Annotated in this window: 21 protein-coding genes and 1 tRNA gene; 7 read left to right on the forward strand and 15 right to left on the reverse strand. The window is 66.9% G+C overall.

Annotation, left to right across the window (positions count from 1 at the left end; translation table 11 throughout):
* The first annotated feature begins 11 nt into the window (after nucleotides 1-11).
* Nucleotides 12-86: transfer RNA gene (locus ACT531_RS10765), tRNA-Arg, on the forward strand.
* 120 nt (nucleotides 87-206) lie between these two features.
* On the opposite strand, the gene ACT531_RS10770 is transcribed toward ACT531_RS10765, so the two are convergent.
* Complete coding sequence (locus tag ACT531_RS10770; RefSeq protein ID WP_436074594.1) at nucleotides 207-602, reverse strand: hypothetical protein; 396 nt, start codon at nucleotides 600-602, stop codon at nucleotides 207-209.
* A gap of 138 nt (nucleotides 603-740) precedes the next feature.
* On the reverse strand, nucleotides 741-1,643 hold the full coding sequence (locus tag ACT531_RS10775) for an EamA family transporter (RefSeq protein WP_476017415.1): 903 nt from the start codon (nucleotides 1,641-1,643) through the stop codon (nucleotides 741-743).
* A 100-nt stretch (nucleotides 1,644-1,743) separates the two neighbouring features.
* On the opposite strand from ACT531_RS10775, the gene ACT531_RS10780 reads away from it, so the two are divergent.
* Entirely contained in the window at nucleotides 1,744-2,235 is a 492-nt protein-coding gene (locus ACT531_RS10780; protein ID WP_056066136.1) for an Lrp/AsnC family transcriptional regulator, read from the forward strand.
* A 20-nt stretch (nucleotides 2,236-2,255) separates the two neighbouring features.
* Here ACT531_RS10780 and ACT531_RS10785 read toward each other — a convergent pair whose 3' ends face one another.
* The 3 genes from ACT531_RS10785 to ACT531_RS10795 form a co-directional block, all read right to left on the reverse strand.
* Nucleotides 2,256-3,248, reverse strand: coding sequence for a 2-dehydropantoate 2-reductase (locus tag ACT531_RS10785; RefSeq protein ID WP_476017416.1), 993 nt, complete (start codon nucleotides 3,246-3,248; stop codon nucleotides 2,256-2,258).
* A 227-nt stretch (nucleotides 3,249-3,475) separates the two neighbouring features.
* A complete protein-coding gene (locus ACT531_RS10790) occupies nucleotides 3,476-4,825 on the reverse strand; it encodes an ATP-binding protein (protein ID WP_476017417.1) in 1,350 nt (449 codons plus the stop codon).
* On the reverse strand, nucleotides 4,825-5,484 hold the full coding sequence (locus tag ACT531_RS10795; RefSeq protein WP_015015552.1) for a response regulator transcription factor: 660 nt from the start codon (nucleotides 5,482-5,484) through the stop codon (nucleotides 4,825-4,827). The genes ACT531_RS10790 and ACT531_RS10795 overlap by 1 nt, the downstream gene beginning before the upstream one ends.
* A gap of 203 nt (nucleotides 5,485-5,687) precedes the next feature.
* Here ACT531_RS10795 and ACT531_RS10800 point away from each other — a divergent pair, with 203 nt between their 5' ends.
* A complete protein-coding gene (locus ACT531_RS10800) occupies nucleotides 5,688-6,731 on the forward strand; it encodes an ABC transporter substrate-binding protein (protein ID WP_015015553.1) in 1,044 nt (347 codons plus the stop codon).
* A 51-nt stretch (nucleotides 6,732-6,782) separates the two neighbouring features.
* On the opposite strand, the gene ACT531_RS10805 is transcribed toward ACT531_RS10800, so the two are convergent.
* From ACT531_RS10805 to ACT531_RS10850, 10 genes are all read right to left on the reverse strand, one after another.
* Nucleotides 6,783-8,306, reverse strand: coding sequence for a DegQ family serine endoprotease (locus ACT531_RS10805; protein ID WP_015015554.1), 1,524 nt, complete (start codon nucleotides 8,304-8,306; stop codon nucleotides 6,783-6,785).
* Between the two features lie 153 nt (nucleotides 8,307-8,459).
* Entirely contained in the window at nucleotides 8,460-9,443 is a 984-nt protein-coding gene (locus ACT531_RS10810) for a catalase family protein (RefSeq protein WP_476017418.1), read from the reverse strand.
* A 79-nt stretch (nucleotides 9,444-9,522) separates the two neighbouring features.
* Nucleotides 9,523-10,635 (reverse strand): aldose epimerase family protein, encoded by a 1,113-nt coding sequence (locus tag ACT531_RS10815; protein ID WP_476017419.1) that lies wholly within the window; start codon nucleotides 10,633-10,635, stop codon nucleotides 9,523-9,525.
* A gap of 9 nt (nucleotides 10,636-10,644) precedes the next feature.
* Nucleotides 10,645-11,574, reverse strand: a complete 930-nt coding sequence (locus ACT531_RS10820; protein ID WP_476017420.1) for a DMT family transporter — start codon at nucleotides 11,572-11,574, stop codon at nucleotides 10,645-10,647.
* Nucleotides 11,575-11,657: 83 nt separating this feature from the next.
* Nucleotides 11,658-13,232, reverse strand: coding sequence for a galactarate dehydratase (gene garD, locus ACT531_RS10825; RefSeq protein WP_476017421.1), 1,575 nt, complete (start codon nucleotides 13,230-13,232; stop codon nucleotides 11,658-11,660).
* A gap of 139 nt (nucleotides 13,233-13,371) precedes the next feature.
* Nucleotides 13,372-14,667 carry a TRAP transporter large permease gene (locus tag ACT531_RS10830; protein ID WP_060986924.1) on the reverse strand — a complete coding sequence of 432 codons (1,296 nt, stop codon included), beginning with the start codon at nucleotides 14,665-14,667 and terminating at the stop codon, nucleotides 13,372-13,374.
* Between the two features lie 204 nt (nucleotides 14,668-14,871).
* Entirely contained in the window at nucleotides 14,872-15,360 is a 489-nt protein-coding gene (locus ACT531_RS10835; RefSeq protein ID WP_015015560.1) for a TRAP transporter small permease, read from the reverse strand.
* A gap of 73 nt (nucleotides 15,361-15,433) precedes the next feature.
* Nucleotides 15,434-16,411: a TRAP transporter substrate-binding protein gene (locus tag ACT531_RS10840; protein WP_015015561.1), complete on the reverse strand. Its 978-nt coding sequence runs from the start codon at nucleotides 16,409-16,411 to the stop codon at nucleotides 15,434-15,436.
* A 42-nt stretch (nucleotides 16,412-16,453) separates the two neighbouring features.
* Nucleotides 16,454-17,335 (reverse strand): SMP-30/gluconolactonase/LRE family protein, encoded by an 882-nt coding sequence (locus ACT531_RS10845; RefSeq protein ID WP_476017422.1) that lies wholly within the window; start codon nucleotides 17,333-17,335, stop codon nucleotides 16,454-16,456.
* An 8-nt stretch (nucleotides 17,336-17,343) separates the two neighbouring features.
* Complete coding sequence (locus ACT531_RS10850) at nucleotides 17,344-18,162, reverse strand: NAD-dependent epimerase/dehydratase family protein (RefSeq protein WP_476017423.1); 819 nt, start codon at nucleotides 18,160-18,162, stop codon at nucleotides 17,344-17,346.
* A 122-nt stretch (nucleotides 18,163-18,284) separates the two neighbouring features.
* Between ACT531_RS10850 and ACT531_RS10855 the strand changes: the two genes are divergently transcribed.
* From ACT531_RS10855 to ACT531_RS10870, 4 genes are all read left to right on the forward strand, one after another.
* Nucleotides 18,285-19,013, forward strand: coding sequence for a FadR/GntR family transcriptional regulator (locus tag ACT531_RS10855; RefSeq protein ID WP_476017424.1), 729 nt, complete (start codon nucleotides 18,285-18,287; stop codon nucleotides 19,011-19,013).
* 309 nt (nucleotides 19,014-19,322) lie between these two features.
* Nucleotides 19,323-20,762 carry an aldehyde dehydrogenase family protein gene (locus ACT531_RS10860; RefSeq protein WP_476017425.1) on the forward strand — a complete coding sequence of 480 codons (1,440 nt, stop codon included), beginning with the start codon at nucleotides 19,323-19,325 and terminating at the stop codon, nucleotides 20,760-20,762.
* A gap of 243 nt (nucleotides 20,763-21,005) precedes the next feature.
* Nucleotides 21,006-21,362, forward strand: a complete 357-nt coding sequence (locus ACT531_RS10865) for a DUF2946 family protein (RefSeq protein WP_309822162.1) — start codon at nucleotides 21,006-21,008, stop codon at nucleotides 21,360-21,362.
* A gap of 135 nt (nucleotides 21,363-21,497) precedes the next feature.
* Entirely contained in the window at nucleotides 21,498-23,711 is a 2,214-nt protein-coding gene (locus tag ACT531_RS10870; protein WP_476017426.1) for a TonB-dependent receptor, read from the forward strand.
* The last annotated feature ends 4 nt before the right edge of the window (nucleotides 23,712-23,715 follow it).

The raw sequence follows: 23,715 nt of genomic DNA on the forward strand, positions 1-23,715 counted from the left end.
CGGCTGCCTTGCTCCTCGTAGTTCAATGGATAGAACGAGTGCCTCCTAAGCGCTAGATACAGGTTCGATTCCTGTCGAGGGGACCAAATTCACAGCCAAAATAGCGGCAAGCGCTAGTGCAATATGCGCTGTAAGCTATCAAATTTGAAGCAGACTCACACACTACGTACGCTGCACCAGCCAGCCTGTAGTGAGCCCCGCACACCCTACTTCGGGTCTGTCCTGCCTTCCGGCCCTCGCAGGGGCAGCGCAAGGTGTTCTGCGGCCACAGCATCGGACGAAAGATCGTCCGGGCTGACCAGGGTGCCCGCTGCGGCACCACCCAGCGCACCGGCGATGCCGCCCAAAGTGCCCCCAACCACCACCCCCACCGGGCCCGCGACGGCCACGCCCACGACGGCGCCGGCTGCGGCGCCAGCCATCATGCCGCCGCCCATCAAGGCGGAGTGGGCTTCGCGCTCTGCGTCTTCAGGCTCCAACGCGGTCTGTGCGCCGGTCCGGGGGTCTTGCGATGGGATGCCGTAGCCGGGGCGTGCTTGCTCGGCCAGGTCTTCGTCCACCGGTGTGGCGGTCGCAGCGGAATGGATGGTGGATGGAATCATGATCGGCTCCTTGGACATGGGGCGACGGCGCCAACGGGGTGCCGTCACTGTCCCTTTTTTAGCCCTGCAGCTAGGCCGCCCTTGCCAGCCTGCAGACCACACCACTGTCAGGCAATGCGCCGTGCCATGGCACCGCCCTCAGGCCGCCTGCGGTGCCGCGCGGTCTGCAGCAGCGGGCCGGGCAGCCGTCATCGCACTGCCCATCGACGCGGCCATGATGCAGCCAATGGCCAGCCACTGCACCACGCTCAGGTGCTCGCCCAGCAGCGCCATGGCCACCAGTGCAGCCACCGCAGGCTCCATGCTGATCATGATGCCGAAGGCCTCCTTGGGCAGGCGCTTCAGGGCCATCATCTCCAGCGAGATCGGGATGGCGCTCGACACCGCCGCCACCGCCACGCCAATGAGCAGCACAGCGGGCGACAAGAGCGCCGTGCCCGCATGCACCACGCCCACGGGCACCACCACCAGCGCGGCCACCAGCAGGCCCAGCGATACCGAATGCCCCGCGTGCAGATGCCCGGCGCGCTTGCCGAACACGATATACAGCCCCCAGAACACGGCCGCGCCCAGGGCGTAGAAGACGCCCACCGGGTCCAGTGTGCTGCCGTTGAGCCCCAGCGGCAGCAGCATGCCCAAGCCCGCGATGGCCAGCGCCACCCACACAAAATCCACCGCGCGGCGCGATGACCAGATCGCCACCGCCAGCGGGCCTGCGAACTCGATGGCCACCGCCAGGCCAAACGGCAGGGTGCGCAGCGACATGTAGAACATGAGGTTCATGCCGCCCAGCGCCGCGCCGTACAGCATGACGGCCCGCGCGTCGGCGCGCGACAGGTACCAGCGCCAGGGCCGCCACAGCAGCAGCACCAGCAGCGCCGAAAAACCCACGCGCACGGCGGTGGTGCCCTGCGCCCCGACCACCGGAAACAGCCAGTGTTTGGCCCACGAAGTGCCAATGCCCAATGCGGTGACGGAACCCAGCACGGCCAGGAAGGGGAAGAACCGGTGCAGAAGAGAACGGAGGGGGGAAGCGCTCATGGGCTGAAAATATAGTGCGACCCCAGCGTGCTTTTGGCTCGAATTTCGGGGCCTGCACGCAACTTTCGCTCACCCTGAGACCCCGTTCCAAGGAACCCCCATGTCCACCCCGGCAGCACTTGACCGCTTCGACCTCGCGATCCTCGACATCCTGCAGGCCGACAACACCACGCCCCAGCGCGCGATTGCGCAGGCGGTGAACCTGTCGGCGCCTGCGGTACAGCGGCGCATTCAGCGGCTCAAGGACAGCGGCGTGATCCGCGCCAACGTGGCCGTGCTGGACCCGGTGAAGGTGGGCAAGCCGCTGACCATCGTGCTGGAGGTGCACCTGGACAACGAGCGCCCCGACCGCACCGCCCCGCTGCGCGCGCGCATTGCGGCGGAAGACGCGGTGCAGCAGTGCTACAGCGTGACGGGCGAGGCAGACTACCTGCTGGTGGTGAACGTGGCGTCGATGGCAGACTACGAGGCGCTGACGCGGCGGCTGTTTGAGGGGGACGACAACATCAAGCGCTTTCGGACCTCGGTGGCGCTGGCCAGCCTCAAGACCGGGCTGCGCGTGCCGCTGGACAGCGCAGCACCCGCGGCCTGATCACGAGGCCATAACCCCGATCACAGCCCAAGCATCTGGCGCATCTGCTTGCCCGTGAGGCGCTGGCGCGGCCCGCCCAGCAGCTCGCACATGCGCGCATTGAGCGGCGCTGCGATGCCGTGTTGCGCCGCCAGCCGCACCACGGCGCCAGACAGGGCGTCGATCTCGGTCACGCGTCCGGCCTCCAGGTCGTCCCACATCGACGAGCGGGCCGTAGCGTCGATCTGCAGCATGCGCTTTGCCAGCCGGGTGAACAACCAGTTGGGCAGGCGCAGCACATGGGGCAGCAGCGTGGGCGACACGGCGGTGACCTGGGCGGGGGTGATGCCCGCGCGCGCCATCACGCGCAGCGCCTCGGTCTGCAGCGCGGCAAAGACGCGGCGGCAGTCGCGGTCCAGCAGCTCTTGCCGCAGGGGCAGGTCGGACAGCGCGTTGACCGGGTTGTTGAGGTTGAGCAGCAGCTTGCCCCACTGCACGGCGCGGATGTCTGGCGGCAGCATGGTGGCCAGACCGGCGGCGTTGAAGAGGGGCGCGATGCGCTCGGTGACCGCGTCACGCTGCAGCTGCAAATGGCCTGCGGTGGCGCGGTGCACCTGCGCGCCACGCAGCACCACGTTGTAGGGCACCATGCCCGCCAGCACGTTCAGGCCGGGCGCCAAGGCTGCGATGCGGGCCACGTTGTCCACGCCGTTTTGCAGCGAGATCACCGGCGTGCCGGGCGCACAGGCCGCCGCCAGCTCGCGCGCGGCCGACTCGGTGGCGCCGCTTTTGACGCACAGCAGGATGACGCTGTCGGCACCGGGCGCGGCATCGGCCAGCGTAGGGGCCATTTGCAGTGCGGACGCGGGCACGGTGCGGTCAAAGCCGTCCAGGTCGGTGACCTTCAGGCCGTGCTGCGCGATGGGCTCCAGCGCATGCGGGCGGCCCACCAGGCACACGGGCTGGCCGTGCGCGGCCAGGCGCCCACCCACATAACAACCAATGGCGCCTGCGCCCAAAACGATGAAGTTCATGCCGATGCGTGTGTGCTGAGGTGGAAGTGGACGCAGGCAGACCGGGAACCGGCACAGCCTGCGCGCTACCCCGCATTGTGCGGGGCAGGCCCCTGGCGGCGTGGCGCACACGTGACGAGGCGCATTGAAGCGCTCTGCGGGTGCTTTTGAAGGCTTTTTGGCCGGTAGCGCTAGTGCAACTTGCCTGAACAGCTATGTAATTAATAGCAAACAGTTCATCACACAGCTCAAGGCTTGGCGGCTGCAAACCGCACGGTCACCCGCAAGCCGCACAGGCGCGGCGAGCTGTCCAGCACCACGGTGGCGCCATGGCCTTGGGCAATGGCCTGCACGATGGCAAGGCCCAGGCCGCTGCCGGGGACACCGTCGGCGGTGACGCGCACAAACCGCTGCATGGCCCGCTCGCGGTGCTCGGGGGCAATGCCGGGGCCGCTGTCTTCCACGGTGAGCACGGCGTGGTCGCCCTCGCGGCGCACCTGCAGGTCCACCTGGCCGCCAGGCGGGCTGTATTTGATGGCGTTGTCCAGCAGGTTGCGGGCCAGCATGCGCAGGGCCTCGGCGTTGCCGGTGACGGTGGCGGCGTCCGATTCCAGCAGGCCCACATCCATGCTGCGCGCCTGGGCGGCGGGGGCCACGTCGGCCAGCGCCAGTTGCGCCGTGGCGCGCAGGTCAACCGGATCGTTGACGGCCGTGCTGGCCTCCTGCCGCGCCAGGGTGAGCAGCTGCTCGACCAGGCGCGTGGCGCGCTCGATGCCGGCCGACAGGCGTTCGACGGCGGCCGCCCGCGCGGCGTCGTCGCCCGCACGCTGCAGGCCCTGCAGCTGCAGGCGCAGTGCGGCCAGGGGGGACCGCAGCTCGTGCGCGGCGTCGGCCACAAAGTGCTGCTGTGCCTCGAACGCATGCTGCACACGCTCGAACAGCAGGTTGAGTTCGCTCACCAGCGGCTGCACCTCGTCGGGCAGCTGCGCGTCGCTCACGGGCGAGAGGTCGTCGGCCTGGCGCTTTGCCAGCTGGCGGCGCACGCGCTCCACCGGGGCCAGCGACCGGCTCACGCCCCACCACACGGCCAGCACCAGCAGCGGCGCCATGATGGCCAGCGGCGCCAGCGTGCGCAGTGCCAGGCTGCGGGCCATGTCGCGCCGCGCGGCCATGTTCTGCGCCACCTGGATGACCTGCGAGCGCGTCTGCATGGAGAACACCCGGTAGGTGCCGCCGCGCGCCTGCACGTTGGTGAAGCCCAGCACGGCAATCTGCGGCAGCGCCGCGCCCACGGCGGATTCAAAAATGCGCAGGCCCTCGTTAGTCCACACCTGCACGATGAATTCGTGGTTTTCGTCCTCGGGGTCCAGCCCGGGGCCCAGACCCTGCGCATCCACCGGCAGGCCCGAGCGCAGGGCCAGCGCGGTTTGCTGCATGTGGTAGTCGAACAGCGCATCGGCCTCTTCCAGCGCGCCCCGGTAGGCCAGCGCGCCCTGCACCGCCCCGGCCAGCACGATGGCGGCGAGCAAGAACATCAGCAGCCGCATGCGCAAGGAGCGCGGAAGCAGGCCCTGGAAGGTGCGCAAGATTTTTTCCATCACATCTTCGGTACCAGATACCCGACACCGCGCACGTTCAGCACCAGCTCGGGCCCCAGCTTCTTGCGCAGGCCGTGGATATAAACCTCCACCGCGTTGCTGCTCACCTCGTCGCCCCAGCCGTAGAGCTTGTCCTCCAGCTGCTGGCGCGACAGCACCATGCCGGGCCGCGCAATCAGCGGCTCCAGCACCGCCCATTCGCGCCCCGACAGCACCACGGGCGTGCCGCGCACGGTGACCTCGCGCGTGGCAGGGTTGATGCTGACGCCCTGGTGCTCGTACACCGGTTCGGCCCGGCCCGCTGCGCGGCGCAGCAGGGCGCGGATGCGGGCCAGCAGCTCGTCCAGGTCGTAGGGCTTGAGCACGTAGTCATCGGCCCCGGCATCCAGCCCCTCGATGCGCTGCGCCACGGCATCGCGCGCGGTGGCTACCAGCACGGGGGTGCGGTTTTTGCGGGCGCGCAGGTCGCGCAGCACGGCCAGGCCGTCGCGTTTGGGCAGGCCCAGGTCCAGCAGCACCAGGTCGTATGCCTGGGTGCGCAGTGCCGTATCGGCCGCATCGCCATCGCGCGCCCAGTCCACCGCGTACTGCTCGGCGCGCAGCAGGTCCAGCACGGCTTCGCCGATCATGGAATCGTCTTCAACAAGCAGCAGGCGCATGGCAAAGGGGCAGAAAGATCGGTCGGTCAGGAGTTCAGTAAAAGGGCTGGCTGCCAAGGATAGCGGCGGCATGGGCGCTGGCGCAGCACCGGGCTGCCAGAACGACTTAAATTTGACACATCACTGTCACAATGAAAGCGCCACGCGCACACCGCCCGCCCCAGGGGCCGGGCCATTACGACAACACACAAGGAGCAAGACCGATGGCAATTCCAATCACATTCCCTCCTCTCCACCACGTTGCTGCAGCCGTTGCGCTGGCCGCGCTGTCTGCCACGGGCGCCCAGGCACAGGGCGTGGTCAACGCGCTGTGCAGCACCGACGCCCCCTGGTGCGAAGCAGCCGCCAAGGAGTTCACCCGGAAGACCGGCATCAAGGTGAACCAGGCTCACAAAGGCACGGGCGAGATTGCCGCGCAGCTGCGCGCCGAGGCCAACAACCCCAAGACCGACATCTGGTGGGGAGGCACGGGTGATCCGTTCCTGCAGGCGGCCGAGCAGGGCCTGCTGGCCGAATACCGCCCTGCCTACCTGCATGACCTGCATAGCTGGAGTGTGCGCCAGTACGCCATGTCGGGCCACCAGGTCGGAGGCTTTTACAGCTCGGCCATCGGCTTTGGCTACAACACCGAAACGCTCAAGAAGAAAAAGCTGCCCGAGCCCCAGTGCTGGTCCGACGTGATCAAGCCCGCCTACAAGGGCGAGGTAGAAATCTCGCACCCCGCCTCCAGCGGCACGGCCTACACCGTGATTGCGGGGCTGGTGCAGCTGATGGGCGAAGACAAGGCGTTCGACTACCTCAAGGCCCTGCACAAGAACACCACCACCTACACCCGCAGCGGCCAGGCGCAGGCGCCCAACGTGGCCAAGGGCGAGGTGGGTGTGGGCATCACCTTCATGTTCAACTTTGAAAAATGGAAGGCCGACAAGTACCCGGTAAAAACCCAGGCGCCTTGTGAAGGCACCAGCTACGAGGTGGGCGGCATTGCGCTGGTCAAGGGCGCGCGCAACATGGACAACGCCAAAAAATATTACGACTGGCTGATGAGCCCCGAAGGTCAGGCCGTGGGCGCGCAGGTGGGCAGCTACCAGGTGCCTGCCAACAAGACCTTCAAGATGGACCCGCGCATCCCGACGCTGGACAACGTGAAGCTCATCAAATACGACTTCGAGAAATACGGCAAGGCTGCCGAACGCCGCCGCCTGATCGACCGCTGGACGAAGGAAGTAGAGCCCCTGCCGCGCTGATGCGCAGCGCCCGCCGCAGGGTACCAACCGACGGCGGGCGCAGGCCATGGGTCAGCCCAGGCGCACAGGCACAAAGATCTTGTCGCCGTCGCGCTCAATCAGCAGCGCCACCGACTTGCCCGCCTTGGCCATGGCGGCACGCACCTGCGTGATGTCCTTGATGGGCGCACCGTTGATGGCCAGCAGCACGTCGCCCGGCTGCACACCGGCCGCAGCAGCGGGGCCCCGTGCCTGCTCGATGACCAGGCCTTCATTGAGGCCCGCCGCACGCCGCTCCTGCGGGTCCAGCGGGCGCAGCGACAGACCCAGTTGGCCCTTGCCCACGGCGTCATCGTTGCGCGCCTGCTTGACTGCCTTGTCGCTGGCGTCGCCCAGGGTGGCGGTCAGCTCCAGCGGCTTGCCCTGGCGCCACACCGACAACTTGGCCTGCTGGCCCGGCTGCGCCTGGCCCACCCAGGCGGGCAGGTCGCCCGAAGCGACGATGGGCTGGCCGTCCACCTGGCGGATCACGTCGCCCGCCTGCAGGCCGGCCTTCTCAGCCGGGCTGCCCTTGCTGACGCTGGCCACCAGCGCGCCTTCGGGCTTGTCGAGGTTGAACGACTCGGCAAACGCCTGGTTCACCTCCTGCACTGCCACGCCCAGTTGCGCGTGGCGCACCTTGCCGGTGGCAACGATCTGGTCCTTGATCTTGGCGGCCAGCTCGATGGGGATGGAGAACGACACCCCCTGGTAGCCGCCCGAGCGACTGTAGATCTGCGAGTTGATGCCCACCACCTCGCCACGGGCGTTGAACAGCGGACCACCGGAGTTGCCGGGGTTGACCGCCACGTCGGTCTGGATGAAGGGCACCAGGCTGTCGTCGGGCAGCGACCGGCCCTTGGCACTGACCACGCCGGCCGTCACGCTGTTTTCAAAGCCAAAGGGCGAGCCAATGGCCAGCACCCACTCGCCTACCTGCAGGTCGCGGGTGCTGCCCAGGCGCACGGTGGGCAGGTTCTTGGCGTCGATCTTGAGCACGGCCACGTCGGTCTTGGGGTCAGAGCCCAGCACCTTGGCGCGGAACTCGCGCCGGTCGGTGAGCTTGACGATGACTTCGCTGGCACCCTTGACCACATGCGCGTTGGTCAGCACCAGGCCATCGGGGCTGACGATAAAGCCCGAGCCCTGGCCGTGCGTGGGTACGTTGGGCTGGGCCTGTGGCCCCATGCCGCCCGGAAAGCCGAACTGGCGGAAGAACTGGTAGAACGGATCGTTGGGGTCCATTTGCGGTGCCCGGCCCTGGCGCGCGGCGGGCTGGCCTTCGTCTTCACCGTCGTCATCGGCCATGGCGGCCTTGGTGCTGCCCGTCACGCTGATGTTGACCACTGCCGGGCCGTTTTGCGCAGTGATCTGAGCGAAGCTGGGCAAGGCCCCGCCGGGGGCGGCGGGCGTCTGGGCCACGATGGCGGGGGGCGGGGTCAGGGCGCGGGCCTGGTGCCCGGTGATGAGGCCTGCGCCCGTGGCACCCACCGCACCGGCGGCCACCAGGGCCAGGATGAGGCGGCGGGGGGTGGAGGTCAGCGTTGTCGTGTTCATGGTGTGGTGCCTTTCCAATCGGAGTTGCGATGGAGGGCAGTGTGGGCACCAACACTTAGACGAAACTTAGAACCTGTTCAAAGTCCCTGTTTGCTTTTCTGAGTCATGTGAGAGCGCTCCTCACGAAGCGCCACGATCGCAGCACCCCGCAGGTCACGCGGCGCCACGGCCTTTCTGGCTTTCGAAATACACCACCTTGCGGGCCCGCATCACGTCGCCCAGGGGCCGGTGCGCAGCGAGCGCCTGCCAGGGGTCGAACACGGCGGCCTCCACCTCGGCGGCCAGGGCTGCGTCGGCAGCCGGGTCCTGCCTTGGCAGGGTGAGCCGGGCCACGGTGGTGTAGGGCGTGGGCCAGTCCACGCTGGCGTCTTCAATGGGGGTGGTGGCCTCGTCCACAAAAGGCTGCAGCTGCAGGTCCCACTGCAGGTCCTGCTGGCGCAGGCGGCCGGAGAATTCGGCATCCCAGTCGTGCTGTACCTGCCTGACGGGCGCGCCGTTGGATGCATGGGGCACGAGGCGCACACGCACGGCATAGGGCCCGCAGGCAATGGGCGCAGCGCTGAACATGGGATGGGATGCAAAGCCCCCAAAGGGCCGCCCAAAGGTCTTGACCGTCTTGGCGATCTGCCGGGCCGCACCCAGCAAGCCATGGCGCTGCACCAGGAACTTGATCAGCGCGCCGCCGCCGTGCGACGCAGCGACCACAAAATCCACAAACTCTGCGCTCTGGGGGAAGGCGAACTTTTCCTGGTTGATGAGCAGGAAGTCCTGGCTATTTGCGGGCCCGTTGCCCAAGGCAGAGTCGCCCTGCACGCCCCGCACACTTATCGCAAAGCCCCGGATGTCGGGCTTGTGGTCCGCCGCCTTGTCCATGCCGCCGTTGCTCATCCGCACCCGCACGTCGTACTGCGCCGGCTGCGCGAACAAGCCCTGGGCCGCAAACGCGGGCAGATCGCCCAGCACCTCCAGGCGGCCATACGCGGCCGTGAGTTGCTTGCGGTGCAGCCCCCGCCCAGCGCCGTATTTTTGCGACTTGCGCGCCTGCAGCTCGGCAAACTGGCGCGCATAGCCCGCAAAGCGCTGCGCTTCATCGGGTGCCACCACTTCTTTCCACTGGGTGCTGGGGGCGTTGGACATGTGCATGAGCCACCTTGGTTAAAAGCCAGGCGGCATGGTAGCGCGGCACGGGCCTCCCATGCCAACCCACTACGGGCCTTCAACCACTGACGAAGCGGTACACGATAGCGCCCCGCACCACCTCGCCCGGCTGCCACCAGCGCACCGGAAAGCCTGCGTGGTTGGGTGCATCCGGGTACTCCATGGGCTCCAGGCAGATACCGTCGCCCGGCTGCCACAGCCAGCCGCCCTGCCCCACTCCACGCCCCCGGTCCCGCGAGGGGTCGGCCTTGAGGCCGTGGCCCGCATACACCTGCACGCCGGGCGCGGTGCTCCACACCTCCATCGCGCGGCCGCTCACCGGTTCGCCCAGCAGCGCGGCCAGGCGCAAGCCCGGTGGCGTGATGGATGACGACGGAGGGGCAAGGGGCGGAGCCTGTTCGTCCAGCACCAGGTAGTGGTCCAGCCCGCCCGCCACAGCCAGCTGCTCATGGGGTGTTGCGATGGCATCCGCCACACGGCGGGGCTGGCGGAAGTCGAACGGCGTGCCCTGCACTCCCGACAGCCCGCCCGTGGGGCACACGTCAGCGGCCAATGGCACGTAGCGGCTGGCGGGCACCTGCAGGGTGTGGCCGTGGGTGCTGCCCTGGCCTGCCAGGTTAAAGAACGCATGCCCGGTGAGATTAAGCACCGTGGGCGCATCCAGCACTTCGGCCGTCCAGGCCATGTGCAGCGCGTTGTCGGCAGTGACCTGCAGGTGGAGCCGCACGCACACCGTGCCGGGCACGCCGTCGTCTTCGGTGCGGAAGGTGTGGCTCAGGGTGAGTGCATCAGCCTGTACCTGCTCCACCGCAAACACCTGAAAGCGGCTGCCGAGCGGGCCGCCGTGGTGATGGTGTGGCCCGCTGTTGGTGGGCAGTTGCTGGCGCGATCCATCCGGCAGGGTCAGCGTGCCCGCACGCAGCCGCCCCGCCCAGCGGCCAATGAGTGCACCCATGGAGAGCTGCCCGTCCAGGTAGCCCTGCAGGCTGTCGTAGCCCAGCGCCACATCGGCCAGACCGCCCTGCCCATCGGGGACCGCCACCTGCACCAGGCGGGCGCCGTAGTTGCTCACCGCCACCTGCAGGCCGCCGGGGCTGCGCAGGGTGAACAGGTCGGTGCGCTGGCCGTGCAGGTCGCGCTGGAATGCGTCGCGGGAGAGTGTGTAAGCCATGGGCCGAGTCTATTTGGTGGCACTGGCCGTATCGCGCGTGACCAGCCATATGCCCACACACACCAGCACCAGGGCCAGCAGGTTTTTCCACTCCCACAGCGCCTCGCCCAAAAACAGTGCCGACAGCGCCGCGCCAAAGATCGGCACGGTGAAGTTGAACACCGTGATCTGGCTCACGCGGTTGTGCTTGAGCAGAATGCTCCACAGCGAAAACGCGGCCGACGACAGCAGCGCCAGGTACACCAGCAGCACCGTAGAGCCCCAGGTGAAGCCCGTGAGCGAACCACCCAGCGACCAGCCAATGGCCAACAACGCCACGCCGCCCAGGCCCAGCTGCCAGCCCGTCATCACGACCGAGTCCATGCGCTGCGACACCTGCTTGCCGTAAATGCTGGCCGCGGCCAGCACCAGGGCGGCGATCACCACGAAGCCTTCGCCCAGCAGCGTGAAGTCCAGGTCCAGCGTGCCACGCCCTAGGTTCACCACCATCACGCCCGCAAAACCCACCAGGCAGCCCCACAGCTTGGCGTGGCTCAGGCGGTCGTTGTGATAGACCCAGTGCGCCAGCAGCACGCTGAAAAACGTGCCCGTAGCATTCATGATGGAGCCCTTGACGCCCGTGGTATGCGCCAGGCCCACGTAGAAGAACACGTACTGCAGCGTGGTCTGCGCCAAGCCCAGCACCACCAACTGGCGCCCGGCCCCGGGCCCCAGGCCCCAGATGACCTTGCGCGTGGCTACAGCCCAGGCCAGCAGGATCAACCCGGCGCCCAGAAACCGCCAGCCTGCGAATACGAGCTGCGCGGGGATGTCATTGCGTGAGATGCCGAACCAGGCGTACCCGGTTTTGATGGCGGGGTACGAGCTGCCCCAGAGCAGGCAACACAGCAGCGCCAGCGCCACCACGACCTTGCGGTCAGAAAATCGGGAATGCCCCATGAGATGCGGTCTTTCAAGGACAACAGCCCTTGCAGGCAAGGGCTGTTGAAGGGGGAACACAAAGGGCCAGGGCCCGGCTGGGTTTAGGTGACGGGCGCCGGGTTGAACAGCACCAGCGCGTTGTGCAGTTGCCACTGCTCGGCACAGGTCTTCTTGCGACCGCTGGCCACGTCGAGCAGCATGTGGAACATCTCCCATCCCAGCTGTTCGATAGTGGCCTCGCCATCGGCGATCTTGCCGGCGTTGATGTCCATGAGGTCGTGCCAGCGGCGGGCCAGATCAGTGCGCGTCGCGACCTTGACCACAGGGCACTCGGCCAGACCGTAGGGTGTGCCCCGGCCGGTGGTGAACACGTGCAGGTTCATGCCGGCAGCCAGTTGCAGCGTGCCGCAGATGAAGTCGCTGGCGGGCGTGGCGGCATACACCAAGCCGCGCTGGTCGCGGCGCAGCTTCTCGCCCGGGGCCAGCACATGCGCAATGGGCGCGGTGCCGCTCTTGATGATGGAGCCCATGGCCTTCTCGGCGATGTTGGACAAGCCACCCGCCTTGTTGCCCGGCGTGGTGTTGGCCGCGCGGTCCACACGGCCCCGGTCCAGATAGCGGTCGTACCAGCCCAGCTCGCGCACGATCGCGTCAGCCACTTCGGGCGTGGCGGCGCGGCTGGTGAGCTGCTCCACGGCGTCGCGCACTTCGGTGTTCTCGCTGAACATCACGGTGGCGCCCGCGCGCACCAGCAGGTCGGCGCAGAAGCCCACGGCCGGGTTGGCGGTGACGCCGGAGAACGCGTCGCTGCCACCACACTGCACACCCAGCACCAGCTCGCTGGCGGGGATGGTCTCGCGGCGGCGTGCGTTCAGACGCTCCAGGTGGGGCCGCGCGCTTTGCACGATGTGGTCGAGCATGGACATGAAGCCCACATGCTCGTCGGCCTGCAGGCACACCGTCTCGGGGCCCAGCGCCGCGTCGCGCTCGTCGGTGATGGGGAAGCTGCCTGGGGGCAGCAGGCGGTCGGGCTGCAGCTTTTCGCAGCCCAGGCTCACCACCATGAGCTCGCCCCCAAAGTTGGGGTTGAGGCTGATGTTGCGCAGCGTGCGGATGGGGATGATGGCGTCAGGTGCATCAATGGCCACGCCGCAGCCGTAGGTGTGCTCCAGGCCGATCACATCGTCCACATGGGGGTACAAAGGCAGCAGCTCGGCCTTGATACGGCGCACGGCCTGCGCCACCACGCCGGCCACGCACTGCACGGTGGTGGTGATGGCCAAAATGTTGCGCGTGCCCACCGAACCATCGGCATTGCGATAACCCTCGAAGGTGTAGCCCGTGAGGGGTTCGAGCACCGGGGGCTTCACGGTGGCCATGGGCAGGCCTTCGAGCGCGCGGGCTGAGGGCATCTGCAGCAGGCGCTCGTGCACCCAGCTACCCGCCGCGATGTCTTTGAGCGCATAGCCGATGGGCACGTTGTAGCGGCGCACCACGCCGCCCTCGGGGATGTCTGCCAGCGCCACCTTGTGGCCCTGCGGCACCTTGTCGCGCAGCGTGATGCCTGCGCCCGGCACACCGGCTGGCAGCAGGGTGCCTGCAGGCAGGCCACCGTCGTTGGCGACGATGGCGACGTTGTCTTCCGCATGCATGCGGATGGTCAAAGGACTGCTCATCTCAGTGTTCCATGGCGCAAGGCGCCGTCAGCGGCCGGCAAAATCGGCGCAGCGCAAGCCAGTGCACCCGTGGAACTGGCTTCGCCAGGCCACTGGGTGCGTACCCCTCCCGAAGGAGAGGGGGAAGACGCGAAGCGGCTCAGGGGGTGCCTCCTTTCAGCACCAGGTCTGGCAGCCACATCGAAAACTGGGGCACATAGGTCACCAGCATCAGCGCCACGATGAGCGCACTGTAGAACGGCCAGATAGTCTTCATCACTTCACCCACCGACACGCCCCCGATGGTGCAGCCGATGAACTGGGTGGTGCCCACGGGTGGCGTGTTCAGGCCCAGAGCGCAGTTGATGAGCATGACGATGCCGAACTGCTCGGTACTCATGCCGAACTGCTGGCAGATGGGCAAAAAGATGGGCGTGCAGATGAGGATGGTGGCCGCCATGTCGAGAAAGGTGCCCAGCACGAACAGGATGATGTTCACCGACAGGAAGATCACCCAGGGCGACGTGCTCATGGACTTGAGCGCATCGCCGGTGAGCTCAGCCACGCCGTACAGGCCGATGAGGTAGCCGAACATGGACGAGATGCCAATGAGCAGCAGCACCGTGCCCGTGGTCTTGACGGCCTTGGACGCGGCCTTGAGGAACTGCTCGCGCGTGAGCTTTTTGTAGACGAAGACCGAAAGGATCAACGCCCACAGCACCGCCACTGACGCCGACTCGGTGGCGGTGAACGCCCCCGACAAAATGCCCGCGATGATGATGACCACCACCGCCAGGCCGGGCACCGAGGCGCGGAACGAGATCCACACAATCTCCCAGCCCGGGAAGGTGCCGGCGGGGTAGCCGCGCTTGACGGCTACGAAGTAGGCGGCTGCGAGATTGCAGATGGTCAGCAGCAGGGCCGGCACGATGCCCGCGAGGATCAGCGCCGCAATGCTCACCTTGCCCCCAGCAGCCAGCGTGAAGATGATCAGGTTGTGCGAGGTGGGCATGAGCGCACCCACCAGCGAGGCGTGGGTGGTCACGTTCACCGCGTAGTCAGCGTGGTAGCCCTCTTTTTTCATCTGCGGAATGAGCACGGCGCCCATGGCGGACACGTCGGCCACCGGCGAGCCCGAGACGCCGCCAAACAGCGTGCAAGCCAGCACATTGCTCATGCCCAGGCCGCCACGCACATGGCCCGCCACGCTCTTGGCAAAGTTGACGATGCGGTCGGCAATGCCGCCGTACATCATGATCTCGCCCGCGAAGATGAAGAACGGGATCGCCAGAAACGAGAACGGGTTCATGCCCGAAATCATCTGCTGGAAGCCCACGGCCAGCGGCAGGCCTTCATACAGGATGGTGGCCAGCGAGGACAGGCCGATCGAGAAGGCCACGGGCACGCCCAGCAGCAGCAGCAGCGTGAAGCTCACGCACAGGATGGTCAACGCCATGATGGTGATGGAATTTTTATGAAGACGTTTAAGGAGCGGGCTTAGAGGCTGGGAACTCCTTGGCCGTGCCCGAAAGGCGCGCCACAACGCTCCGGATCTAGGCGCAAAGCGCAGCCATAGCCAGCGCTATGGCGAGCATTTGCAACGACGAGCCGGGGCGTTTTGGCGTGCAAGGCGGGCATGGACAAGGGATTCCCAGTCTCTTTAGTGCCAGGCAGGCTCGACTTCAACGCCACGCAGGATGGCGATGATGTGTTCCAGCGAGAACATGGCCACCAGCACGCCGGCCATGGCGGGCGGCACGTACTTGAAGGCTTCGGAGATGCCCAGCGTGGGAATCTTGTAAGGCGCCACGGATTCAGCCAGCACACCGCAGTTCCAGGCCATGACGATGCCGAACAGCAGCACCAGGGCGTGGATCAGCAACTCGAGCTTGGTGCGCAGCCAGTCGGGCGCCAGCACCAGGAAGGATTCGAGGCCGATGTGGCCCGCGTCACGCACGCCCACGGCCATGCCCAGCATGGTCACGTACAGCACCAGCAGCACGGCGCCGCTCTCGGCCCAGGTGGGTGTGTCGTTGAAGATGTAGCGGCCGATGACCTGGTAGAGCACGGCGCACACCAGGAGGACAAGCCCCCCCACGCCAAGCTTCAGGCAGGTGCGCGCGATGAAGGCACAGAGTCGCGTGTACATAGAAGGAACATTCAGAAGACAAACAAAGAAACCTGCCGCAGAGCGCCGGGCCCTGCGGCAGGGATGGCCAGGGTCACTGGACCGCGTCGATGCGCTTGACCATGTCCTGGAGCTTGGGGTCCTTCAGGAACTTGTCGTACACCGGCTTCATGGCCGCCTTGAAGGGCGCCTTGTCCACTTCCACGATGTCAGCGCCACCGGCCTTGACGACGGCCAGCGACTTCTCCTCCCGCTCGTCCCAGAGCTTGCGCATGTACACCACCGACTCCTTCGCGGCTGCGCGGATCGCCTTTTGCTCGTCGGCGCTCAGCTTGTCCCAGACGCGCTTGCTGAACAACAGGATCTCGGGCGCCATCGAGTGCTCGGTCTTGTTGAAGTACTTGGCCACTTCGAAATGGCGCGAGCTTTCGTAGCTGGGGTAGTTGTTCTCGGCGGCGTCCACCAGGCCGGTCTTGAGCGCGGTGTAGACCTCGCCGAACGGCATGGGGGTGGCGTTGGCGCCCATGGCTTCCAGCAGCGAGACCCACAGGTCGCTCTGCTGCACGCGCACCTTCAGGCCCTTCACGTCGGCCAGGGTCTTAATGGGCTTCTTGACGGTGTAGATCGAGCGTGCGCCGGAGTCATAGAACGCCAGGCCCACAAAGCCCTGCGATTCGCAGTCCTTCAGGATCTCGTCGCCGATGGCGCCGTCCAGCACCTTGCGCATGTGCTCCTTGTCGCGGAACAGAAACGGCATGGTGGGCACCATGGTGGCAGGACAGATGTTGTTCATGGGCGCGACGTTCACGCGCGTCATGGCGATGGCGCCCAGTTTGGTCTGCTCGATGGTGTCCTTCTCGATGCCGAGCGAGCCCTTGGCGTACACCTTGATGCTGTGCTTGCCGCCGGTGGCCTTGGACAGCGTCTCGCCCATGTGGCGCACGGCCAGCACGGTGGGATAGTCCTCGGGGTGGATGTCGGACGAGCGGAACTCGGTGGCCTGCGCGGCCAGGCTGCCAAGCAGGATGCCGGCGGCGATGGCCACGCGGCCAAAGAGGTGTGGAACGTTCATGGTGCTTTGTCTCCTGGGTTGAATGGGGTCGGCGCGCTGCGCTCACGCGCTCTGGTACGGGGCTTCTGCGAGCCCTTGGGCGCCCGGGCGGGTCACGAAGACCGCGCCGCCGTGGGCTGTATCGTTGCCCTGCGGCTGGCCGGGGCGGATGGAGGTGATGAACAGCAGGTCCATGTCGGGCCCGCCAAAGCTGCACATCGAGGGCTTGCTGACCGGCACGGCCAGCGAGCGGTCCAGCACGCCCGATGGCGTGAAGCGATGCACCAGGCCTGCATCGTTGGCGCAGATCCAGTAGCAACCGTCGGTGTCGATGGCAGCGCCGTCGGGCCGGCCCGGCAGTTCGCGCATGTCCACGAACTCGCGGCGCGGCCCCAGGCTGCCGTCGTCGTGCAGGTCCAGCGACCAGATGTTCTGCACACTGGGGTGGCTGTCGCTGAGGTACATGGTGGCGCCATCCGGGCTGAAGGCCAGGCCGTTCTGGGTGACCAGGCCCTGCACTTGCGGCGCCGAGAGGCCGCGTGCATCCTGTCGGTACAGGCCGCCCGCAGGCTGGGCCAGCGACATGTCGCGCACCATGGTGCCAGCCCAGAAGCGCCCTTGGCGGTCGCAGCGGCCGTCATTGAAGCGCATGCCGGCTTGCGGGTGCTGCACGGCAGAGATAAGGGTGCAGACCAAAGTGCCGTCGTCGGCAGGCTGCAGGTGGAAGACGCCGGTGTCCATGCCGGCGATGAGCCCACCGCTCGCATGCAGCGCAATACAGGCCAGCCGCTCAGGGGTCGTCCAGCTCATCAGTTGCCGATCGGCCCAGCGCAGGCGGCGCAGCGCGCGGCCTTCAATGTCCACCCAGTACAGCGCCTGCTCGGCAGGGCTCCACAGCGGGCTTTCGCCCACCTGGTCCTGGTGGTGAGGCAGCAAGAGTTCCATCGGCTCGCTCACTCGAACGGACCGGTGCGCACAAACGGCCCGCCCTGGTAGATCACGGCCGGGTCGGTCAGGTCGGGCTGCGGGTCTGCGGCCTCTACCTTGGCGCGGAAGGGCTCGGAGCTGTCCTGCGGGCGGTAGCCAATGTGGCGGGCGAGTGTGTTGTCCCACCAAGTGGTGGTGTTGTCGCCCATGCCATAGATGATGCTGTGGCCCACCACCGGCGCCGTGAGGCTGGCCACCACCAGGCGCTCCAGGTCGTCGTAGCTCATCCAGGTGGCCAGCATGCGGCGGTTGCGCGGCTCGGGGAAGGAGGAGCCGATGCGCAGGCACACGGTTTCGATGCCGTAGCGGTCAAAGTAAAAGCGCGAGAGGTCCTCGCCAAACGCCTTGGACAGGCCGTACAGGCCATCGGGCCGCGCCGGGTCGCGCAGGCCCACCACTTCGTCCTGGCGGTAAAAGCCGGTCACATGGTTGGAGCTGGCAAACACCACGCGCTTGACGCCTTGCTTGCGAACGGCCTCATAGAGGTTGTACGCCCCCATGATGTTGGCCTGCAGGATGGGGTCCCAGGGCTGCTCGGTGGACACGCCCCCCAGGTGCACCACGGCGTCCACCCCTTCGAGCAGCGGCAACATGGCACTGGCGTCTTCCAGCCGCGCGGGGCGCAGTTCTTCGCCCGGCGCCTCGCTGCCCAGGTCGGCGATGTCGGACAGGCGCAAGGTGGTGCAGTACGCCTTCAGGCGCGTGCGCAATTCACGCCCCAGTCCGCCAGCGGCCCCGGTCAATAACAAGCGTTGAAAACGGATCGGTGTCGGGTGACAGGGCATGGCTTTTGCGGAGGTTCTTGGTACAGTGGCGTTACAAGTGGTTGAACGTCATCAGTTGTCATACAACGAGGAGGCAATGTACTCCTTTCAACCCGTCCAACACATAGGGATAACACCGAGACATGAGCACCGACATTGCCCCACGCCGCAAGCCCCGCACCCTGGCCCTGGAGCTGGTGGACTCCCTGGGTGACCGCATCCGCGACGGGCGCCTGGCACTGGGCGACAAGCTGCCCACCGAGGCCGCGATCATGGCCGAGTTCAACGTCAGCCGCACGGTGGTGCGCGAGGCCATTTCCAAGCTGCAGGCGTCCGGCCTGGTGGAGACACGGCATGGCATCGGCACGTTTGTGCTGGGTCTCGGGCAGGCACCGGGCTTCAAGATCACCCCCGACCAGTTCAGCACCCTGCGCGATGTGATTGCCGTGCTGGAGCTGCGCATCGGCGTAGAAACCGAGGCCGCCGCGCTGGCAGCGCAGCGCCGCACCCCCGCCAACCTCAAGACGATGCGCGAGGCGCTCGACGCCGTGGCAGCGGCCGTGGATGCCGGGCGCGACGCGGTGGCGGCGGACTTTCAGTTCCACCTGGAGATCGCGCGCGCCACGCAGAACAGCCACTTTGCCGAGCTGATGGGCACGCTGGGCAGCATGATCATTCCGCGCGCGCGGCTGGATTCGGTGGAGGGCCCCAATGACGAGCGCAGGCAGTACCTGCGCCGCGTGAATGGCGAGCACGAAAGCATCTACGACGCCATCGTCGGCCAGGACCCCGACGCCGCCCGCGCGGCCATGCGCACCCACCTGGCCAACAGCCGCGAACGGCGCCGGCGCGCGCAGGCCGAGGCCGGCTGAAAACCAAGGGGCCTGGCAATGCCGTCCACCCTGCGCGCCGACCTGCTGACCTGTGGGTCCGATGAGCCAGACAGGCCCAGAGGGCCCAGACGGCAGGGAGTGATCCCATGAGTAGTTACCCGAAGTACCCATGGATGCGCTTATGTTGTACGATGACATACAACAAATCCGCCATTACCCCGCATTGGTACCCCAAGTGGCCTGGATGGGCGCCGCCCGCAGCGGACAGCGCTCTCGGCCACGCCGTCCTGGCCCCTGGGCTTTGATCCGACTTTCTTCAACCACCCACCCTTTCACACCACCACCGCCATGCACGCAAACCTGATCGCCGGCAACTGGACCGAAGGCGTCCGCACGTACCAGAACACCAACCCCTCCGACACGCGCGACGTGATCGGCGACTACGCCGTGGCCAGCCGCGAGCAGGCACTCGACGCCGTGGCCGCAGCACACGCGGCCTTCCCGGCCTGGAGCCTGTCCACGCCCCAGCAGCGCTTTGACATTCTCGACGCGGTGGGCAACGAGATCATTGCCCGCAAGGCAGAGTTGGGCGACCTGCTGGCCCGCGAAGAAGGCAAGACCCTGCCCGAGGCCATTGGCGAAGTGGGCCGCGCGGCTGCCATCTTCAAGTTCTTTGCGGGCGAGGCGCTGCGCCCCGGCGGCGAGATGATCCCCTCCGTGCGCCCCGGCGTGGGCATCGAGATCACACGCGAGCCGCTGGGCATCATCGGCATCATCACGCCGTGGAACTTCCCCATCGCCATCCCGGCCTGGAAGATCGCCCCGGCCCTGGCCTATGGCAACTGCGTGGTGTTCAAGCCCGCCGAGGTGGTGCCCGGCTCTGCCTGGGCGCTGGCCGACATCCTGCACCGCGCGGGCCTGCCCGCCGGTGTGTTCAACCTGGTGATGGGTCGCGGTTCAGACGTGGGCGCCGTGCTGCTCGAAGACGAGCGCATTGCGGGCGTGAGCTTTACCGGCTCCGTCGGCACCGGCCAGCGTGTGGCGGCGGCCTGTGTGCCACGCGGCGCCAAGGTGCAGCTGGAGATGGGCGGCAAGAACCCGTTTGTGGTGTTGGACGACGCGGACCTGAACGTGGCCGTGGGCGCTGCGATTAACAGCGGCTTTTTCTCCACCGGCCAACGCTGCACGGCCAGTAGCCGCGTGATCGTGACCGAAGGCATCCACGACCGCTTCGTGGCCGCCATGGTCGAGAAGATGAAGACCCTGAAGGTAGATGACGCGCGCAAGGCCGGCACCGACATCGGCCCCGTGGTGGACGACCGCCAGCTGGCGCAAGACCTGGAGTACATCGCCATCGGCCAGCAGGAAGGCGCCAAGCTCGCCTACGGCGGCGAAGCACTGGAGAAGAACGCCGACGGCGCACCCGGCTTCTACCTGCGCCCCGCGCTGTTCACCGAAACCATGCCCGGCATGCGCATCAACCGCGAAGAGATCTTTGGCCCCGTGGTGAGCGTGTTGCGCGCCAAGAACTACGAAGAGGCGCTGGCCCTGGCCAACGACACGCCCTTCGGTCTGGCCAGCGGCATCGCCACCACCAGCCTCAAGCACGCCACGCACTTCAAGCGCCACGCGCAAGCCGGCATGGTGATGGTGAACCTGCCCACAGCGGGCGTGGACTACCACGTGCCCTTCGGCGGCCGCAAGGGCAGCAGCTACGGCCCGCGTGAGCAGGGGCGCTACGCTGCCGAGTTCTACACCACGGTGAAGACCGCGTACACGCAGGCCTGAGGCGGGCGCGACACAAGCCTGCGCCCGCGACGCCACTCCAGCCCCGGAGTGGCGGGGCCAGGCGCCTGCACCGCGTTGGCTCGGACGGGCATCGCAAAGGTCATTCGCCAACGGTCTTCAGCCAAATCGACCGCAAGCGCTAGTGAACCATGCGCTGATAGCTATTATTTGTATAGCAAAAGCAATCCATCGGCTCTGCGCCGCTGATTCCGGCCACGACGGCAGCCGCTATCATCGCGCCCCATGACCGCCCTCCGAACCTTCTCTGCGCTGCGCCTGTGGGTGCTCGCATGGTTCGTGGCGTCGATGGGGGTGGCCATCGCATCGCCGCTGGTGCACCCCCAGGCCTTTGAAGTGATCTGCTCGGGCACGGGCGCCATCAAGCTGATGGTGCAGACCGACGATGGCACCGTCGAAATGGGCGCAATGGGCATGGATTGCCCCTTGTGCTTCACCCCCAGCGCCCCGCCCCCCACACCGGTAGCCGCCGTGCTGCCGCCCCACCCCCTGGCCCATGCGCTGCAGCCCGTCGAGGCGGCCCGCATTGCGGCCGCCACTGCAGCCCCCCTGCCCGCACGCGGGCCCCCATCGCGCTCTTGATCTGAAGCTTGTTGGCAGTGCCCGGTACCTGGTGGTCGGGTGCTGCCTTGTTCCCGCTGGTTTCCAGATGGCGCAGCCCTGCGTGCACCCCACGCGGGCGTGGCTGCGCTGTCGCTTCAAGACAAGAGCGTTTTCATGTCCCGTATTTCCTTTGCTTCGCGCAGCGCTGCGGCCTTGCCGCGCCTGCCCCTTTCCCCTTTGTGTCTGGCCGTGTTTGCCACTTGTGCGCTGGCCTCAGTCGCTACCCATGCACAGCAGCCCACTACACCCACATTGCAGGCCGTGGATGTGGTCGATGCCGCCGCATCTCCCAACGGCAAGCTCAACCTGGACACGCCCGTGGACACCGGCAGCCGCCTGGGTCTGACGGTGCGCGAGAACCCCGCCTCCGTCACCGTTGTAGACCGCGCCACCATCGACGCACGCGGCGCGCAAGACACGCAGGAGATCCTGCGCGCCGTGCCGGGTGTGGTGGCGCACAACGCACCGGGTTCGATGTCTGCGCACTACCGGGGCTTTACCAGCAACTCGGTCGCACAGCTCTACAACGGCATCAATCCGCAATACGGCAGCGCCACGCGTGCGGTCGATAGCTGGATCTACGACCGCGTGGAAGCCATCGGCGGTGCCTCAAGCTTTTTGTACGGCTCGGGCGGTGTGGGCGGCTCCATCAACTACATCACCAAAACGGCCGAGCGCAGTGACTTTGCAGAGGGCCAGTTGCGCCTGGGTTCCTACGACATGAAGGAAGTGTCGGTAGGCCTGAACCGCCGCATCGCAGGCGGCGATGGCGGCACGGGCCCTGCGCACTACGCACGCATCGACCTCAATCACCGCGACGCAGGCAGCTGGACTGAGGGCACCAAGACGCAGTCCACCCAGCTCGCCACCTCGCTGCTGTCGGACCTGGGCGGCGGCTTCATCCACACGCTGGCCTACGAATACCAGAAGGACCATGTGGACCGCCCCTACTGGGGCACGCCGGTGCTGAACCCCGCCGTGGGTGCACTGACCATCGACCCCGCCACGCGCTTCAAGAACTACAACAGCGCCGACAGCCTGTACGAGCACCGCGTGCAGTGGCTGCGTTCGGTGGCGCAATGGCGCGTGTCCGATGCATTGCAGCTCAAGAACACGTTCTACGTGTACGACGCGCTGCGCGACTACCGCAACGTGGAGACCTACACCTTCAACGCTGCCAACACGACGGTCACGCGCACATCCCCGCTGTTGCAACGCCACGATCAACAGCTGGTGGGCGACCGGCTGGAGGTCACCTACCAGGGCCAGCTCGCAGGCAGAAAGAGCGACTGGGCCTTTGGCCTCGATGTCAGCGTGAACAAGCAGACGCGCTTCCCGTTCGGTCCCTCGGTCACCGTGAGCACGGTCAATCCCTACAACTTCACCACTGAAAACTTCTTCGACATCCCCGGCATGTCGCCCGTCCTGAACCCCGACAAGGACAACAAGATCACCAACACCGCGCTGTACCTGGAAAACCGCACCCTGGTGGCCTCAGGGGTGAACCTCATCACCGCACTGCGGCACGAGCGCATCGACCTCGACCTGGTGAACCGCCGTGCGGTGACGGCCACATCCCCCGCCACCTTCAGCCGCAACTACAGCCCCACCACCGGCCGCCTGGGCGTGGTGTGGGACATTGCGCCCGGCGCCAACCTGTATGCGCAGGCTTCCAACGCGGCCGATCCACCCTCGGGCTCGCTGGCCTCGGCCTCGTTTGCCGATGTGCGCAACAACAGTGAGCTGACCACGGGCCGCCAGGTCGAGGTGGGCAGCAAGTTCGACTTCTGGGACGGCAAGGGCAGCGCCACGGTGGCAGTGTTTGACATTCGCCGCAAGAACATCGCATCGCAAGACCCGTCCAACCCCAACCTCACGGTGCTGGTGGGAGAGCAGTCGTCCAAGGGCATCGAGCTGTCGGCAGGCGTGCGCCCCACGCCGCAATGGCAGCTGCAGGGCAATCTGGCGCTGACCCGCGCACGGTATGAAAACTTTGTGCAGGGCGGCGTCTCGCGCGCGGGCAATGTGCCCCAACTGGTGCCGCAGCAGGTGGCCAACCTGTGGGCCTCGTACGCGATCACGCCCACCGTCACGGCCAGCGCGGGCGTGCGCCATGTGGGCAAGGTGTATGGCAACGCGGCCAACACCAAGTTCTGGCCGTCGTACACGCTGCTCGACCTGGGCCTGGCGTGGAAGATCAACAAGACCACCACCCTCACGGGCCGCGTGCGCAACGCCACCGACCGCATCTACGCGGCCGAGACGCGCGACCAGGTCTACCTGGGCGCACCGCGTACGCTGGACGTGACGCTGCACACCGCGTTCTGACGCA

It is taken from the genome of Acidovorax sp. DMC1 (assembly GCF_056314325.1).